Below are 17852 nucleotides of genomic sequence, written 5' to 3'. Positions count from 1 at the left end.
GAAAGGAATACGGAAACACGATGTTATTGGCTCTGGCCCAGTGGCTGCAAAACGACTACAGCTTCCTGCGGGTCTTCAACTACCTGACCTTCCGCGCGGTGATGGCCAACCTCACCGCGCTTTTGATCGGGCTCGGCCTTKGACCCTGGGTGATCCGCAAGCTGACCGAACTCAAGATCGGCCAGGCGGTGCGCACCATCGGCCCGCAGTCGCATCTGGTCAAGGCCGGCACGCCCACCATGGGCGGTGTGCTGGTGCTGGTGTCGATTGCCATCTCCACGTTGCTGTGGTGCGACTGGGGCAATCGTTTCATCTGGGTCGTGATGCTGGTGACCTTCGGCTACGGCGCGATCGGCTGGGTGGACGATTACCGCAAGGTGGTCTATCGCGATCCGCGCGGCATGTCGAGCCGCGAGAAGTTTTTCTGGCAGACCCTGATCGGCCTGGTGGCCGCGGTCTACCTGGCGTTTTCGGTGTCGGAAAGCAGCAATGTGCGGGTGTGGGACCTGTTCCTGGGCTGGGTCGAAGGCGGACTGTCGCTGGACATGCCCTACAAGTCCAACCTGATCGTGCCCTTCTTCAAGGAAGTGAGCTATCCGCTGGGCGTGGCCGGCTTTATCGTGCTGACCTACCTGGTGATCGTGGGTTCGAGCAATGCGGTGAACCTGACCGACGGCCTGGACGGGCTGGTGATCATGCCCGTGGTGCTGGTCGGCAGCGGGCTGGGTGTATTTGCCTACGTGATGGGGAGTTCGGTCTACAGCAAATACTTGCTGTTCCCGCATATCCCGGGGGCTGGCGAGTTGCTGATCTTTTGTTCGGCGATGGCGGGGGCGGGCCTGGCCTTCCTCTGGTTCAACGCCCATCCGGCCCAGGTCTTCATGGGCGACGTCGGCGCGCTGGCGCTGGGCGGCGCGCTGGGCACGGTGGCGGTGATCGTGCGCCAGGAGATCGTGCTGTTCGTGATGGGCGGCATTTTCGTGGTGGAAACCTTGTCGGTGATGCTGCAGGTGACGTGGTTCAAGATCACCAAGCGGCGTTACGGCGAGGGCAGGCGGTTGTTCAAGATGGCGCCGCTGCATCACCACTTTGAATTGTCGGGCTGGAAGGAAACGCAGGTGACGGTGCGCTTCTGGATCATCACCATGTTGCTGGTGCTGATCGGGCTGTCGTCGCTCAAGTTGCGCTGAACCGGCGCATATCTATCAACGCAGAAACGAAAAAAGGCGGGAATCGAAGTGTTTGGCGAGTTGCAAAAACCTCATGTGCTGGTGCTGGGCCTCGGCGAATCGGGCCTGGCGATGGCGCGCTGGTGCGGCCAGTATGGCGCGCCCGTGCGCGTTGCCGACACGCGCGAGGCGCCTGCCAACCTGGTCTTCCTGCAAGCCGAGCTGCCTTCGGCCGAATTTCATGGTGGTTCCTTCACGGACGCGCTGCTGGACGGCATCGCACTGGTGACGATCAGCCCCGGCCTGTCGCCGCTGGAAGGCGCCACTGCCGCGCTGCTGTCCGCGGCGCGCGAGCGCGGGATTCCCGTGTGGGGCGAGATCGAGCTGTTCGCGCGTGCGCTGACGCACCTTCAGGCAGAGTCGGGCTATGCGCCGAAGCTGCTGGCAATCACCGGCACCAATGGCAAGACGACGACCACCGCGCTGACCGGCCGCCTGGTCGAGCGCGCCGGCAAGAGCGTGGCGGTGGCGGGCAACATCAGCCCCTCGGCGCTGGACAAGCTGGCCGCCTGCATTGCCTCGGCCACGCTGCCCGAGGTCTGGGTGCTGGAGCTGTCGAGCTTCCAGCTGGAAACCACGCACACGCTGGCGCCGCACGCGGCCACGGTGCTCAATATCACCCAGGACCATCTTGACTGGCACGGCAGCATGGAAGCCTATGCCGCCGCCAAGGCCCGCATCTTCGGCGCGGCGCCGGCGCCGGGCGAAGCCGGCTGCGTGCAGATCCTGAACCGCAACGACCGCCTGAGCCTGGACATGGCGCGCCCCGGCACGGCGCCGGTGACTTTCGGCACCGACCTGCCCGAGGTACCGGGCAGCTTCGGCGTGCTGCGAGAGGGCGGCATGCCCTGGCTGGTGGTGGCGGAACCCGATAGCGAATCCGACGGCGAGAACAAGCCGCGCCGCCGCAAGGCCGCCGCCGCCGAAGAAGCGGAAGCCGTTCCTGTGCGCCACAAGCGCCTGATGCCGGCGGATGCGCTGCATATCCGCGGCATGCACAACGCCACCAACGCGATGGCCGCGCTAGCGCTGTGCCGTGCCATCGACCTGCCGCTGAATGCCTTGCTGCACGGCCTGCGGGAATACCGCGGCGAGCCGCACCGGGTGGARTGGGTSGCSACGATCGACGASGTCGARTWYTTCGAYGACAGCAAGGGCACCAAYGTGGGCGCCACSGTGGCCGCGCTGTCCGGGCTGGCCAAGCGCGTGGTGCTGATTGCCGGCGGCGAAGGCAAGGGGCAGGATTTCTCGCCGCTGGCCGCGCCGGTGGCGCAGTACGCCCGCGCCGTGGTGCTGATCGGCAAGGATGCGGGCGAGCTGCGCCGCGCGCTGCAGGAGACCGGCGTCACGCTGGCCGACGCCGCCACGCTCGAACAGGCTGTCAGCCTGGCCGCCACTGCGGCGCAGGGCGGCGATGCTGTGCTGCTGTCGCCGGCGTGCGCCAGCCTCGACATGTTCCGTAACTATGTGCATCGCGCCGAAGTCTTTCGTGCCGCGGTGGAAGAACTGGCGATGTCCAGGGGGATCGTGCCATGAGCGACGCACCGGTCAAGCGCAGCGGCTTTATCGGAGCCACCATCGGCAACGCCTGGGGCGGATTGCGCGATGCGGTGTCCGGCGTCAAGCCGACGCGCTCGCGCATGATGGAGTACGACCAGCCGCTGCTGTGGGTGGCGATCGTGCTGCTCGCGCTTGGCCTGGTGATGGTCTTCTCGGCCTCGATCGCGCTGCCGGACTCGCCGCGGTACGCCAACTACCGTGAAAGCCATTTTCTCGCACGACATGCGTTCGCGCTGTTCATCGGGCTGTCCATGGGCTTGCTGGCCTTCCAGATTCCGGTCAAGTTCTGGGACAAGTACGCGCCCAAGCTGTTCGTGATCGCGCTGGTGATGCTGATCCTCGTGCTGGTGCCCTTCGTGGGCAAGGGCGTGAATGGCGCGCGGCGCTGGATTCCGCTCGGCATCATGAACTTCCAGCCGTCCGAGTTCATGAAGCTGGCGGTGGTGCTGTACACGGCCAACTACACCGTGCGCAAGCAGGAGTGGATGCAAAACGTGGGCAAGGGTTTCCTGCCGATGGGCGTGGCGGTGGTAGTGGTAGGCATGCTGCTGCTGCTGGAGCCCGACATGGGCGCCTTCCTGGTGGTGGCCACGGTCGCCATGGGCATCTTGTTCCTGGGCGGCATCAACGGCAAGCTGTTCGCCGGTCTGGTCGGCGTGGCGGTGGGTGCCTTTGCGCTGCTGATCACGGCGTCGCCATGGCGGCGCGAGCGGATCTTCGCCTATCTCAACCCGTGGGAAGAGGCCAACGCGCTCGGCAAGGCCTACCAGCTCACCCACTCGCTGATCGCCTTCGGCCGCGGCGAGTGGACCGGGGTGGGGCTGGGCGGCAGTATTGAAAAACTGCACTACCTGCCCGAGGCGCATACCGACTTCATCCTCGCCGTGATYGGCGAGGAATTCGGCTTTRTSGGTGTGCTGGTGGTGATCGTGCTGTTCTACTGGATGGTGCGCCGCGCCTTCGAGATCGGCCGTACCGCCCTGCAGCTCGACCGCACCTTTGCGGGGCTGGTGGCCAAGGGCGTCGGCATCTGGATCGGCTGGCAGACCTTTATCAATATGGGCGTGAACCTGGGCCTGCTGCCCACCAAGGGGCTGACCCTGCCGCTGGTGAGCTACGGCGGCTCGGGCATTTTGATGAACTGCGTGGCGCTGGCGATCCTGCTGCGCATCGACTATGAGAATCGCGTCATGATGCGCGGAGGGAAAGTATGACCGCACCGCGCACCTTGCTCGTGATGGCCGGCGGCACCGGGGGGCATGTCTTCCCCGGGCTGGCGGTCGCTCGCGCATTGCGCGAGCAGGGCTGGCGCGTCGTGTGGCTGGGCAACCGGACGGGCATGGAAGCCACGCTGGTGCCCAAGTACGACATCCCGATGGAGTTCATCCAGTTCGGCGGCTTGCGCGGCAAGGGTCCGCTGACCAAGCTGATGCTGCCGCTGAACCTGTTGCGCGCCTTCTGGCAAAGCGTGCAGGCGTTGCGCCGGGTGCGGCCCAATGTGGTGCTGGGCATGGGCGGCTATATCACCTTCCCGGCCGGCATGATGGCCTCGCTGTTGGGCCGGCCGCTGGTGCTGCATGAGCAGAATTCGATCGCCGGTCTGGCCAACAAGGTGTTGGCGAAGGTCGCGGACCGGGTGCTGTGCGCCTTCCCGAACGCGCTGCCGGACAGCGAGTGGACCGGCAACCCGGTGCGTGACGAGGTCGCGCGGATGCCGGCGCCCGAGCAGCGCTACGACAGCCGCAGCGGCCCGTTGCGGCTGCTGGTGGTGGGCGGCAGCCTGGGCGCGGCGGCGCTCAACGAAGTCGTACCGAAGGCGCTGGCGCTGCTGCCGGAAGGCGAGCGCCCGCTGGTCAGGCACCAGGCCGGCGCCAAGCAGATCGACACGCTGCGCGCCAATTACCAGGCCGCCGGCGTGGCGGCGGAAGCATTGCCCTTTATCGACGACATGGCAGCGGCCTACGCCGAGGCGGATCTGGTGATCTGCCGCGCGGGCGCGATGACCGTGTCGGAGGTGGCGGCGGCAGGCGTGGCGGCACTGTTCGTGCCTTTCCCGCATGCGGTCGATGACCACCAGACCACCAATGCGAAATTCCTGTCGAGCCAGGATGCCGCCTTGCTGGTCCAGCAGAACGAACTGACCGCGAGCGGGCTGGCGCAGACGCTGGCCTCGCTGTCGCGGCCCCGACTCAAAGAGATGGCGCATCAGGCGCGTGGTCTTGCCAAGCCGGAAGCAACCCGGCGCGTGGCGGAGATCTGCAGCCAGATGGCCAGGGATTGATACAACGGATTCATGAAGCACATCGTCAAGAACATCCACTTCGTAGGCATCGGCGGCGCCGGCATGAGCGGCATCGCGGAGGTCCTGCTGAACCAGGGATATAAGGTCTCGGGGTCCGACGTGGGCAGCAATGCCGCCACGCGGCGCCTCGCATCGCTGGGTGCGACCGTGATGCACGGCCACGACGCCGCCAACATCAACGGCGCCAATGCCGTGGTTGTGTCCACCGCCGTCACCAACGACAACCCCGAGGTGCTGGCTGCGCGGGCCAAGCGCATCCCGGTGGTGCCGCGCGCGGTGATGCTGGCCGAGCTGATGCGCCTGAAGCAGGGCGTGGCCATCGCCGGCACCCACGGCAAGACCACCACCACCAGCCTGGTGGCGTCGGTGCTGGCCGAGGGCGGGCTTGACCCCACCTTTGTGATTGGCGGCCGCTTGAATTCGGCGGGCGCCAACGCGCGCCTGGGCACGGGCGACTTCATCGTGGCCGAGGCCGACGAGTCGGATGCCTCGTTCCTGAACCTGTTCCCGGTGATCGAGGTCATTACCAATATCGACGCCGATCACATGGACACCTACGGGCACGACTTCGCTCGTCTCAAGCAGGCGTTCGTGGAATTCACCCAGCGCCTGCCGTTCTACGGCATCGCGGTGCTGTGCGTGGACGATCCCAACGTGCGCGAGATCATGCCGTTCGTCTCCAAGCCGATCGTGCGCTATGGCTTTGCCGAGGACGCGCAGATCCGCGCGGTCAACGCGCGCGCGGTCGACGGCCAGATGCACTTCACCGTGTTGCGCCAGCTCAACAGCCATGCCGAGGCGCCGCTGGATGTGGTGCTGAACCTGCCCGGCATGCACAATATCCAGAACGCGCTGGCGGCCATCGCCATCGCGACCGAACTGGAAGTGCCCGATGCCGCTATCGTCAAGGCGCTGCGCGAGTTCCACGGCGTGGGACGCCGCTTCCAGCGCTATGGCGAAGTTGCTTGCGTCAGCACGGATGCGCAGGGCGAAACCAGGAGCGAAGGCACCTTCACGCTGGTCGACGACTACGGCCACCACCCGGTCGAGATGGCCGCGACGCTGGCGGCGGCGCGGGGTGCGTTCCCCGGACGCAGGCTGGTGCTGGCCTTCCAGCCGCACCGCTTTACCCGCACGCGCGATTGCTTTGAAGATTTCATCAAGGTGCTGGGCACCGTGGATGCGCTGTTGCTGGCCGAGGTCTATGCCGCCGGCGAAGCCCCGATTGTGGCCGCCGACGGCCGCGCGCTGACGCGCGCGCTGCGCGTGGCCGGCAAGGTTGAACCCGTTTTTGTGGAGCAGATCGACGAAATGCCGCAGGCTATCCTGAATGCCGCCCGGCCCGGCGACGTGGTGGTGACAATGGGCGCCGGCACGATCGGCACCGTGCCCGGACAACTGGTTTCGCAACAGGCTGGGGGGCAGGCATGAGTTTCGTCGCCCATCCCAATATCGATCCCAAATCGCTGGGCAAGGTCGGCGTGCTGCTCGGCGGCCGCTCGGCCGAGCGCGAGATTTCACTGCTGTCGGGCAACGGCGTGCTTGCCGCGCTGCGCTCGCGCGGCGTCGATGCCCATGCCTTCGATCCCGGCCTGCAGTCGGTGGCCGAGCTGGCCACGGCCGGTTTCGATCGCGTATTTATCGCCCTGCACGGCCGCTACGGCGAGGATGGCACCATCCAGGGCCTGCTGGAGCAACTGGGCGTGCCCTACACCGGCAGCGGCGTGCTGGCCTCTGCGCTGGCCATGGACAAGCAGGCAACGAAGCGCCTGTGGATGACCCACGGCCTGCCCACGCCGCGCTTTGCCATGCTGCATGCCGATACGGATTTCGACGCCGTTGCCGCCGACCTGGGCCTGCCGCTCATCGTCAAGCCGGCGCGCGAGGGTTCGTCGATCGGCCTGACCAAGGTGACCGAGTCCGGCCAGATGCGTGCCGCCTTCGAGAAAGCCGCGGCGCTGGACAACGACGTCATCGCCGAGACATTTATCGACGGCGCCGAGCTGACCTGTCCGATAGTCGGGGAGGGCGCTAGCGCCGAAGCCCTGCCGGTGATCCGCATCGTCGCGCCCGGCGCGAACTACGACTATCAAAATAAGTACTTTACTGACGATACCCAATATCTGTGCCCGTCGGGCCTGCCGGACGACGTGGAAGCCGAGGTCCGGCGCCTGGCTGTGCAGTCCTTCCGCGTGCTGGGTTGCCGCGGCTGGGCGCGCGCCGATGTGATGCTGAGCGCCGACGGCAAGCCTTTCCTGCTCGAGATGAATACTTCGCCCGGCATGACCGGCCATTCGCTGGTGCCGATGGCGGCGCGCGCGGTGGGCATCAGCTACGAGGATTTCGTCATGCAGGTGACCGCGGCCGCCACGCTGGACCTGCATCCCAGCGAGGCCTGGAAACCCGATTGAGCACTGGACAAACACTGCAACCCGACCGACCGGAACCGGAACAACGCTAAGCCATGTGGCACAACACTCGCCTGCTCAACCTGATCGCTTCCACGCTCTACGCGCTGGTGGCGGTGATGGCGTTCGCGGCCGGCCTGCTGTGGCTGGCGCAGCGGCCGGTATTTGCCATCACGCACGTCGAGCTGGCGCCGATGGAAGGCGGCTCACTGCGGCATGTCAATGCGCCGAGCGTGCGCGCCAACGCGCTGGGCAAGCTGTCGGGCAGCTTCTTCACGCTCGATCTCAACGAGGCGCGGCAGATTTTCGAGTCGGTGCCCTGGGTGCGCCGCGCCAGCGTCCGCCGCGAATGGCCCAACGGGCTGGCGGTCGAGGTCGAGGAGCACGAAGCGCTCGGTACGTGGGGCAATGCAGACAGTAGCCGCCTGATCAACACCTATGGCGAAGTGTTCGTCGCCAACCCGGCGGAAGCCGAGGAAGATGCCCAGTTGCTCGCGCTCGACGGCCCGCCGGACAGCGAGGGCGACGTGGTCGACAAGCTGGAGACCATGCGCGAATGGTTCAAGCCGCTCAAGGTCGAGCCGCTGGCGGTCACGCTGTCGTCTCGCTATGCCTGGCGCACCAAATTGTCCAACGGCATGGTGGTGGAGCTCGGGCGCGAACAGAACGACGAGGAGCGCGACGCCATGGCGCAGCGCGTCAAGCGATTCGTCGTGGCCTGGCCCCAGGTCACCGAGCAGTGGGGCAAGCAGATCGAGTACGCGGACCTGCGCTACCCCAACGGGTTCGCCATCCGCGCGGCCAACGTGCGGTTCCTGACCGATGCCCAGGCAGCCGCGGCCGCCAAGGCGAAACCCGGCGGCGCCGGCACGAATACAAGTACGAGTACAAGTACCAACACCAATCCGAATAACAATCCGACGCGACTCAAGAGCAAGAACGCGGAGAAAAACCGATGAGCAAGGAATACAAGGACCTACTGGTCGGTCTCGATATCGGCACTTCCAAGGTGGCCGCGGTAGTGGCGGAGTTGCGCCCCGACGGCAGCTACGAAGTGATCGGGATGGGCCAGTCAGAGTCCAAGGGTCTGAAGAAAGGGGTCGTGGTCAATATCGAGGCCACCGTGCAGTCCATCCAGCGGGCGCTGGAAGAGGCTGAGCTGATGGCCGACTGCAAGATTTCCGAAGTGTTCACCGGCATTGCCGGCAGCCATATCCGCAGCTTCAATTCCAGCGGCATGGTGGCGATCAAGGACAAGGAAGTCACCCAGACCGATGTGGCCCGGGTGATCGAGACCGCCAAGGCGGTCAATATCCCGACCGACCAGCAGATCCTGCACATTCTCACGCAGGAATTCATCATCGACGGCCAGGAAGACGTGCGCGAGCCCATCGGCATGAGCGGCATCCGGCTGGAGGTGAAGGTGCATATCGTCACCGGCGCGGTCAGCGCGGCGCAGAACATCGTCAAGTGCGTGCGCCGCTGCGGGCTGGAAGTGCACGACCTGATCCTGCAGCCGCTGGCGTCGAGCCTGGCGGTGCTGACCGAGGACGAGAAGGAACTGGGCGTGGTGCTGGTCGATATCGGCGGCGGTACGACCGACATCGCCATCTTCAGCGAAGGCGCGATCCGGCATACGGCCGTGATCCCCATCGCCGGCGACCAGATCACCAACGACATCGCCATGGCGCTGCGTACGCCTACACCCGATGCCGAAGACGTCAAGATCCAGTATGGCATCGCCAAGCAGGCTATCGCCGATCCGGAAGACATGATCGAGGTGCCCGGCGTGGGCGACCGCGGCACGCGCTCGCTGTCGCGCCAGGCGCTGGCGGCGGTGATCGAGCCGCGTATCGAGGAGTTGTACTCGCTGGTGCATCAGGTGGTGCGCGAGTCGGGCTATGAAGAACTGCTGTCGTCGGGCGTCGTGATCACCGGCGGTACCGCGATGATGCCGGGCATGGTGGAACTGGGCGAGGACATCTTCCTCAAGCCGGTTCGGGTCGGCGTGCCGGAATATCGGGGAAATTTGCACGAAGTTGTTAAGAGTCCGCGCTATTCGACCGTAATGGGACTACTGCTCGAAGGCCGCGTGCAACGCATGCGCGGCCGCAAGGTCGCGGTGCAGAGTGGTTCCGTCAAGCAGGTGTGGACCCGCATGAAGGAATGGTTCGTCGGCAATTTCTAAGTTGCCGCCGATTGGATTGCACTTGAATGAATGACGGGATTGTCCACGCTATTGTGGGCAATCCGTTGAACAGGCAGTTTTCTTTTGATGGTTTCTTGTTCAGTAACCAAGGGTTGCGGCGGGGAGGCTGCAGCGTTTGGCGGCTGATACTACTTGGAGGCAGTGATGGACTTTGACATGATCGAAACGGAATTGCAGGACGGCACCATCATCAAGGTGATCGGCGTGGGCGGCGCGGGCGGCAACGCTGTGCAGCACATGATCAGCCGTGGCGTGCAAGGCGTCGAATTTATCTGCATGAACACCGATGCGCAGGCGCTCAAGCGCTCCAGCGCTTCGCGTGTGCTGCAGCTCGGCAACACCGGCCTTGGGGCAGGCGCCAAGCCGGAGGTCGGCCGCAACTGCGCGGATCAGGCGCGCGAGCAGATCGCCGACTCGCTGCGCGGTGCCCATATGGTCTTCATCACTGCCGGCATGGGCGGCGGCACCGGTACCGGCGCTGCACCGGTCGTGGCCCAGGTTGCCAAGGAAATGGGCATCCTGACCGTGGGCGTGGTCAGCAAGCCCTTCGAGTTCGAAGGCGCGCGCCGTGCCAAGGTGGCGGAAGCCGGTTCCGGTGAGCTGGAGTCCTGCGTCGATTCGCTGATCGTTGTGCTTAACGAGAAGCTGTTCGAGGTCATGGGCGACGACGCCGAGATGGACAAGTGCTTCCAGTGCGCCGACGACGTGCTGCATAACGCAGTCGCGGGCATCGCCGAGATCATCAACGTCGATGGCTTGGTGAACGTCGACTTCGAAGACGTGAAGACGGTCATGGGCGAGCAGGGCAAGGCCATGATGGGCACGGCTACCGTGTCGGGCGTGGACCGCGCCCGCCTGGCTGCCGAGCAGGCTGTCGCCAGCCCGCTGCTGGAAGGCGTGGACCTGTCGGGCGCGCGCGGCGTGCTGGTCAACATCACGGCCAGCCGCTCGCTGAAGCTGTCGGAAACCAAGGAAGTCATGAACACCATCCGCAGCTATGCCGCGGAAGATGCCACCGTGATCTTCGGTACGGTGTACGACGATTCCATGGGCGACGCGCTGCGCGTGACGGTGGTGGCGACGGGCCTGGGCCGTTCGGCCAAGAAGCAACAGCCGATGACCCTGCTCAAGACCGGTACCGACAATATGCCGGTGCAGATGATGGGCAATATGACCAGCAGCGTGAACGCCGGCCACAGCAGCGCTCCCGATTACAGCAACCTGGACACGCCGGCGGTATGGCGCAGCTCGCGCGAGTCTGCGTCCGCCCACGTGGCCGCGTTGCAGGAAAAGGGTGTGGATACGTACGACATCCCGGCGTTCCTGCGCAAGCAGGCGGACTGAGTTGGCTCGGCAAGGTGTCGACAAGGCCGGCTGCCAGCCAGGCCCCGCCCCGGATCGGCGAAACACGCTAGCGCTCCCTATCCGCTCGTGTTGCGCCCGGTGGCGGTGGACTGACCAGCAGCCAGCCATGCCGCACCCGCGCTGACGCCCTCAGGCCGCATCCCGTCGCCGGGACAGGCGTGCCTCCGGCCGCCTCCCCGGACTGGTCTCCCGCCATCCCGGCCGGGATGTGCCGTCGTCCGCGCGTCGATCGCAAGATCGGCACGCGGACCCATTTGAAAAGCAGTGCGGCTCGAAGCCCTCCGGGCCTTGAGCCTGGCGCCATCAATGCCGCCCAGGAAACGAGTCTGGCGTGCCGCGCAGATCTGCGCGCGGCGCCATAGGCTCCCTCCGCCAGCCAAAGTCTCGCCTATGTCGGACAATTCCTACGGCATACCCGGCAGTGTCAGACTTGGGCGCCTGCGGCTGGCGCACTATGATGCTAAACAGGGTTTTTACCGAGACAGGAAGACACAGCATGATCGAAATTGGAGCGCGTGTGCCCGACGCCACGCTGAACGAGTTCTTTGAGGTCGAGACCGGCGGCTGCGCTCTCGGGCCCAATTCCTTCTCGGCCGCCGAACTCGCCCGTGGCCGCAAGATCGTGGTGTTCGGCCTGCCCGGCGCCTTTACCCCCACCTGCTCCGCCAAGCATGTGCCGGGCTACTTGGCGCAGGCCGAAGCGCTGCGCGCGGCCGGCGTGGACGAAGTCTGGTGCGTCTCGGTCAACGATGCCTTTGTCATGGGCGCCTGGGGCCGCGAGCAGAACACCGAAGGCAAGGTGCGCATGATGGCCGATGGCAGCGCCGAGTGGACGCGCCGCCTGGGCCTGGACCAGGACCTTACCGCACGCGGCATGGGTGTACGCTCCAAGCGTTACGCCATGGTCATCGACGATGGCGTGGTGACCCACCTGTGGCTTGAAGCGCCTGGCGAATTCAAGGTCAGCAGCGCTGAAGCGGTGCTTGCGGCGTTGCGCGCGTAATACGTGAATGTGTCATTGAGTAACTAACAAGTTACTTAAAGTGCACTTGTGGCGGCTTATTTCTTCGGTACTAACAGACCGAAACAAAGTGGCGCAGCGCAGCAAACGAAGCAATGGTAAAATCGCTATATTAGAAAGTGTACTTGATAGATTTTAATAATAGCTGAGAACGTCATGCTCAAACAGCGCACCATCAAATCCCTGGTCAAGACCGTTGGCATAGGCTTGCACTCGGGCCGTAAAGTGACGCTGACGCTGCGCCCGGCTCCGGTGGATGCCGGTATCGTATTCACCCGCGTCGACCTGCCCGAAGCCGTCGAGATCCCCGCGAGCGCGTCAGCCATTGGCGATACGCGTCTTGCATCGGTCCTGCAGAAGGATGGCGCGCGCGTGTCGACCGTGGAACATTTGATGTCCGCCTGCGCGGGCCTTGGCATCGACAATCTGTACGTGGATGTCGATGCCGAGGAAATCCCGATCATGGACGGCAGCGCTGCATCCTTCGTCTTCCTGTTGCAGTCGGCCGAAATCGAGCAGCAGTCCGCGCCCAAGCGTTTTATCCGCGTGAAGAAGGCCGTGGAAGTCCGCGAGGGCGACAAGCTGGCGCGCCTGGAGCCTTACTTCGGCTTCAAGCTGGCTTTCACCATCGACTTCCGTCACCCCGCGGTGGACAAGACCGGCCAGACCTTCTCCATCGATTTCGCCGATACAAGTTACGTGCGCGAGATTGCCCGCGCCCGCACTTTTGGCTTCGCCCACGAAGTCGAGGCGTTGCGGGAGATGGGGCTGGCGCGTGGCGGCAGTCTGGATAACGCCATCGTGCTCGATGAGCATCGGATGCTGAACAACGAGGAGCTGCGCTACGGCGACGAGTTCGTGCGCCACAAGATCCTTGATGCGATCGGCGATCTGTATGTGGTCGGCCATCCCTTGATTGGTGYCTATGTCGCCAACAAATCCGGCCACGGGCTGAACAACCAGCTGTTGCGGGCATTGCTGGCGGATCAGGAAGCGTATGAGATGGTGACGTTCGAGCGGGCCGAGGAAGCGCCGCCGGCGTTTTTGCCGCAGTTGCAGCCGGTGTTTGCATAACGCCTGCCGGGGGGGCAGGGTTCTGGTATCACCGGAAGGCCGGCGCAAGCCGGCTTTTTTACGTCCAGGGCACGGGCTTCAGGAACCAGCGCCGGTCGTCGTCTTTTGCCGATGATGCGACAACAGGGTATTCAGGGCATCCCGCAACGGCGACTCGGGCAACTCCTGCGCCAGTTGCGTCAGGCTGGACAAGCCGGTCGCCGACATCCGGGCCACCTTGGGCCGCACTACCGGCCCGGTGTCCCAGTCACTCTGCCGGCCCACCTCGGGTTGTACCCTCACCCGGATTGCGGTAATCTGCGATCCCCGCTGTTGCAACCTGGAAAGTAGTGTAGGAACCACTTGCCGGACACGTGCAGCGGCTGCCCCATGGGCGGCCAGCAACAGCAAAGTTCGCTCCGACTGGCCTTGGCCGACACCGCGGGCGTCCTGCTTGACGCCCGCGACAGCGATGCCGTCCTGCAGGCCGCGTGGCAGGAGCGACAGCACCTCAGCTTCCAGTACCGCCAGTTCCCGCGCCGTCTGCATCAGGGCCGAGACCGGGCCGGCTTTGTCCAGCCAGTCGTTAAGCGGCTTGGCGGCGGGCGTCTGGAGGGCGTGATGGGTAAACATGCGCATGCGCGCATTCTAGCGTGCCGTTCGCGCCAGCGCGGCGGCTTATGCGCCGCAGCCACGAAGCCGGCGCCAGGCCTTGCATGGGAAGGATTGCATCATGCAGATCATCGTGCTTCATCCGCGCCTGCCGCGCGTGCGTCATTTCACCTTGTCACGGGGGAAGATTTTCGCCGGCATCGTGCTGCTGTGCCTGGTTGTCGCGCTGGTCTCGTCGGCGCTGACCTGGATCGTGGCGCGGGCGGGCATTAGCGCGCCAGTCCGTGCACCGGGCGACGATGCCTACCTGCGCGCCAATCTCAATGTGCTGGCCGCCCGCGTGGGCGAGATCCAGGCCCGTATGGTGAGGCTGGATGCGCTTGGCGAGCGGGTTTCCGGGCTTGCCGGCATCGCACCCAAGGAATTCGACTTCAAGCAGCCGCCTGGCCGTGGTGGCCTCGCGCCCTCGGCGCAGTCGCGCACCTCGAGTCTGCCTGAGCTGCAACTCGCGCTGGCGAGTCTGTCCGAGCAGGCTGACAGGCATGCGGACTATTTCGATGTGGTGGCCAGCACCTTGCTGGATCGCCGGATCGAGGATCGCCGGGTTCCACGCGTGCTGCCGGTAGCGACCGGCTACGATGCATCCGGCTTCGGCTGGCGCTTCGACCCATTTACCGGGCGCCGCTCCCCGCATGACGGCGTCGATTTTTCCGCGCCCGCGGGCACGCCGATCGTCGCGGCCGCCGGGGGCGTGGTGGCGGCGGCGGAGTGGCACGCCGAATACGGCAACCTGATCGATCTCGATCACGGCAATGGCCTCAAGACCCGTTATGCGCATGCTTCCAGGCTGCTGGTGAAGCCCGGCGACCTCGTCAAGCCGGGCCAGCAGATCGCGCTGGTGGGCTCCACCGGGCGCTCCACAGGCGCCCACCTGCATTTCGAGGTGCATGTGGACGGTGTGCCGCAGAATCCGAATCGCTTCCTCGCCGTGGCGAAATCATCACCTGCGCAGGTTGCCCAGGCAATAATTCCAACCGATCGTACGGCAATCCGTTGAAGAATCCGCGACCCGCCCCGATGTCGGGGGGATTGGATGCGCGGGCCCCATCCGGACAGGTAGCGTTTCGCCCGCCGCTTGGTTCCGGTCGTGACCCGCGCGCGTGATAAACTCGGCGTTTTGCGCCAATCTTCCTATTTCCTCGCGCGGTCCGCCCTGGGCAGCCGGCCAAGCCGGCGGCCAGGCCGCCTAGTGCGTACCACGGCGGCGTACCACTCGCGTAGGTGAAAGCAATCGATGATCACGGGCCTTCTCAAGAAAGTCTTCGGCAGCCGTAATGAACGGCTGATCAAACAATATGGCAGGACCGTCGCGCAGATCAATGCGCTGGAGCCGAAGTTCGAGGCACTTTCGGATGACGACCTGCGTGGCATGACCGAGGTCTTCCGGCAGCGCCATGCCGCCGGGGAGTCGCTCGAGGCCTTGCTGCCCGAGGCCTTCGCGGTGTGCCGCGAGGCCAGCAAGCGGATCATGAAGATGCGCCACTTCGACGTCCAGATGATCGGCGGCATGGTGCTGAACGATAACAAGATCGCCGAAATGCGCACCGGCGAGGGCAAGACSCTSACCGCSACGCTGGCSGTGTACCTCAAYGCCATYACCGGCAAGGGCGTGCACGTTGTCACGGTCAACGACTACCTGGCCCAGCGCGACGCCGAATGGATGGGGCGCCTGTACAACTTCCTCGGCCTGTCGGTCGGCGTGAACCTGTCGCAGATGCCGCATGACCAGAAGGCGGCGGCCTATGCGGCCGACATCACCTACGGCACSAACAACGAGTTCGGCTTCGAYTACCTGCGCGACAACATGGTCTACGACCCKKSSCAGCGCGTGCARCGSCCGCTGMACTACGCSATCGTCGACGARGTGGACTCGATCCTGATCGAYGAGGCGCGCACGCCGCTGATCATCTCGGGCCAGGCGGAGAACCATACCGACCTGTACCAGCGCATGAACGGCGTTCCCAAGCTGCTCGAGCGCCAGATTGGCGAGGAAAAGGCCGATGGCACCGGCGTCGAGAAGCCGGGCGACTACTTCGTCGACGAGAAGGGCCACCAGGTCTACCTGACCGAGGCCGGCCATGAGAAGGCGGAGGTGATCCTGGCGCAGCAGGGCCTGATCGGCGAGGGCGAATCGCTCTACGCGCCGCAGAACATCACGCTGATGCATCACCTGTACGCGGCCCTGCGCGCGCACAGCCTGTTCCATCGCGACCAGCATTATGTGGTGCAGAACGACGAAGTCGTGATCGTCGACGAGTTCACCGGCCGCCTGATGACGGGACGGCGCTGGTCCGACGGCCTGCACCAGGCGGTGGAAGCCAAGGAAGGCGTGACCATCCAGCAGGAAAACCAGACGCTGGCCACGATCACCTTCCAGAACTACTTCCGCATGTACGAGAAGCTGTCCGGCATGACCGGCACGGCCGATACGGAAGCCTACGAATTCCAGGAAATCTATGGCCTGGAAGTGGTGGTGATCCCCACCAACCGCACGGCCCAGCGCAAGGACTTCCAGGACCAGATCTACAAGACCTCGACCGAGCGCTACGATGCCGTGGTGCGCGATATCCGCGATTGCTACGACCGCGGCCAGCCCGTGCTGGTGGGCACCACCTCGATCGAGACTTCGGAATACCTCTCGGACCTGCTGAACAAGGCAAAACTGCCGCACCAGGTGCTCAACGCCAAGCAGCACGCGCGTGAAGCCGAGATCGTGGCGCAGGCGGGCCGGCCCAAGATGGTCACCATCGCCACCAATATGGCGGGCCGTGGTACCGACATCGTGCTGGGCGGCAATGTGGAGAAGCAGGCCGGCTTTATCGAGGCCGACGAAAGCCTATCCGACGCCGACAAGGCCGCGCGCATCGCCCAGCTGAAGGGCGAATGGCAGTCGCTGCACGAGCAGGTCAAGGCCGCCGGCGGCCTGCATATCGTGGGCACCGAGCGCCACGAGTCGCGCCGTATCGACAACCAGCTGCGTGGCCGTGCCGGCCGCCAGGGTGACCCGGGCTCGTCCCGCTTCTACCTGTCGCTGGACGACCAGCTGCTGCGCATCTTCGCCGGCGACCGCGTGCGCGCCATCATGGAACGCCTGAAGATGCCGGAAGGAGAGCCGATCGAGGCGGGCATCGTCACGCGCTCGATCGAGTCCGCCCAGCGCAAGGTCGAAGGCCGCAACTTCGATATCCGCAAGCAATTGCTGCAGTACGACGACGTTGCCAACGACCAGCGCAAGGAAATCTACAAGCTGCGCAATGAAGTGCTCGAGTCGCAAGATGTCGGCGAGATGGTGAAGAACCTGCGCGAGAGCGTGCTGGTCGAGATGTTCCGCGACCACGTGCCGGCCGACACCATGGAAGAGCAGTGGGACATCGCCGGCCTGGAAGCCAAGCTGCGCGACGAATGGTCGCTGGAAGTGCCGCTGGCCAAGACCATCGAGGCCGCGCAGAGCATCGAGGACGAAGAACTGCTGAACCTGATCATGCGTGCCGCCGACGAGCGTTACGAAGCCAAGGTCAGCCAGGTCGGCCGCGAATCCTTTGCCGGGTTCGAGCGCTCGGTGATGCTGCAAAGCATCGACACCCACTGGCGCGAACACCTGGCGGCGCTGGACCACCTGCGCCAGGGCATCCACCTGCGCGGCTATGCGCAGAAGGATCCCAAGCAGGAATACAAGCGCGAATCGTTCGAACTGTTCGCCCGCCTGCTCGACGTGATCAAGGTCGAAGTCACGCGCGTGATCTTCAACGTGCAGATCCAGTCTCCGGAAGAGCTCGAGCAGGCCTCGGAGCAGATCGAGGAAGGCCTGTCGCATCTCGCCAACGTGCAGTACAAGCATGACGAGTTCGACGAGGCTACCCAGGTGGCCGAGGGCGCCGGCAGCAGCGCGCCCGAGCGTGCCGGCATCGCCTACGCCGCCGCGGCTGAGGCTGCCGGCATGGCCAAGGTGGGGCGCAACGATCCCTGCCCGTGCGGCTCCGGCAAGAAGTTCAAGCTGTGCCACGGCAAGCTCAGCTAAGCCGCGCACAGTGAA

At 65.0% G+C, this 17852-nt stretch carries 14 protein-coding genes; 13 read left to right on the top strand and 1 reads right to left on the bottom strand.

Annotated features, from left to right (window positions below; all coding sequences use genetic code 11):
• Positions 1-20: 20 nt before the first annotated feature.
• From mraY to lpxC, 11 genes are all read left to right on the top strand, one after another.
• Positions 21-1190 (top strand): phospho-N-acetylmuramoyl-pentapeptide-transferase, encoded by a 1170-nt coding sequence (gene mraY, locus AC1DKD_RS00535; RefSeq protein ID WP_477142818.1) that lies wholly within the window; start codon positions 21-23, stop codon positions 1188-1190.
• 48 nt (positions 1191-1238) lie between these two features.
• Positions 1239-2765, top strand: coding sequence for a UDP-N-acetylmuramoyl-L-alanine--D-glutamate ligase (gene murD, locus AC1DKD_RS00530; protein ID WP_477142817.1), 1527 nt, complete (start codon positions 1239-1241; stop codon positions 2763-2765).
• Positions 2762-4003 (top strand): putative lipid II flippase FtsW, encoded by a 1242-nt coding sequence (gene ftsW, locus AC1DKD_RS00525; RefSeq protein WP_477142816.1) that lies wholly within the window; start codon positions 2762-2764, stop codon positions 4001-4003. The genes murD and ftsW overlap by 4 nt, the downstream gene beginning before the upstream one ends.
• Entirely contained in the window at positions 4000-5070 is a 1071-nt protein-coding gene (gene murG, locus AC1DKD_RS00520; RefSeq protein WP_035875611.1) for an undecaprenyldiphospho-muramoylpentapeptide beta-N-acetylglucosaminyltransferase, read from the top strand. Before ftsW ends, murG begins: the two co-directional genes overlap by 4 nt.
• 12 nt (positions 5071-5082) lie before the next feature.
• Entirely contained in the window at positions 5083-6522 is a 1440-nt protein-coding gene (gene murC, locus AC1DKD_RS00515; protein WP_276291242.1) for a UDP-N-acetylmuramate--L-alanine ligase, read from the top strand.
• Positions 6519-7502: a D-alanine--D-alanine ligase gene (locus AC1DKD_RS00510; protein ID WP_035875606.1), complete on the top strand. Its 984-nt coding sequence runs from the start codon at positions 6519-6521 to the stop codon at positions 7500-7502. Before murC ends, AC1DKD_RS00510 begins: the two co-directional genes overlap by 4 nt.
• A 53-nt stretch (positions 7503-7555) precedes the next feature.
• A complete protein-coding gene (locus tag AC1DKD_RS00505) occupies positions 7556-8458 on the top strand; it encodes a cell division protein FtsQ/DivIB (RefSeq protein ID WP_441625636.1) in 903 nt (300 codons plus the stop codon).
• A complete protein-coding gene (gene ftsA, locus AC1DKD_RS00500) occupies positions 8455-9687 on the top strand; it encodes a cell division protein FtsA (protein ID WP_035875601.1) in 1233 nt (410 codons plus the stop codon). Before AC1DKD_RS00505 ends, ftsA begins: the two co-directional genes overlap by 4 nt.
• A 165-nt stretch (positions 9688-9852) precedes the next feature.
• Positions 9853-11052, top strand: coding sequence for a cell division protein FtsZ (gene ftsZ, locus AC1DKD_RS00495; RefSeq protein ID WP_035875600.1), 1200 nt, complete (start codon positions 9853-9855; stop codon positions 11050-11052).
• 517 nt (positions 11053-11569) lie between these two features.
• Positions 11570-12076 (top strand): peroxiredoxin, encoded by a 507-nt coding sequence (locus AC1DKD_RS00490; RefSeq protein WP_045237181.1) that lies wholly within the window; start codon positions 11570-11572, stop codon positions 12074-12076.
• A gap of 174 nt (positions 12077-12250) precedes the next feature.
• Positions 12251-13168 carry a UDP-3-O-acyl-N-acetylglucosamine deacetylase gene (lpxC, locus tag AC1DKD_RS00485; RefSeq protein ID WP_477142815.1) on the top strand — a complete coding sequence of 306 codons (918 nt, stop codon included), beginning with the start codon at positions 12251-12253 and terminating at the stop codon, positions 13166-13168.
• A gap of 78 nt (positions 13169-13246) precedes the next feature.
• Here lpxC and AC1DKD_RS00480 read toward each other — a convergent pair whose 3' ends face one another.
• Positions 13247-13786 (bottom strand): hypothetical protein, encoded by a 540-nt coding sequence (locus AC1DKD_RS00480; RefSeq protein ID WP_035875596.1) that lies wholly within the window; start codon positions 13784-13786, stop codon positions 13247-13249.
• Positions 13787-13880: 94 nt separating this feature from the next.
• Between AC1DKD_RS00480 and AC1DKD_RS00475 the strand changes: the two genes are divergently transcribed.
• Both AC1DKD_RS00475 and secA read left to right on the top strand, forming a co-directional pair.
• Positions 13881-14816: a M23 family metallopeptidase gene (locus tag AC1DKD_RS00475; RefSeq protein WP_441625629.1), complete on the top strand. Its 936-nt coding sequence runs from the start codon at positions 13881-13883 to the stop codon at positions 14814-14816.
• A 237-nt stretch (positions 14817-15053) separates the two neighbouring features.
• Positions 15054-17837 (top strand): preprotein translocase subunit SecA, encoded by a 2784-nt coding sequence (gene secA, locus AC1DKD_RS00470; protein WP_477142814.1) that lies wholly within the window; start codon positions 15054-15056, stop codon positions 17835-17837.
• Positions 17838-17852 lie beyond the last annotated feature (15 nt).

It is taken from the genome of Cupriavidus sp. 05T313 (assembly GCF_056396665.1).
This window is presented reverse-complemented; position numbering and strand designations above follow the sequence as displayed.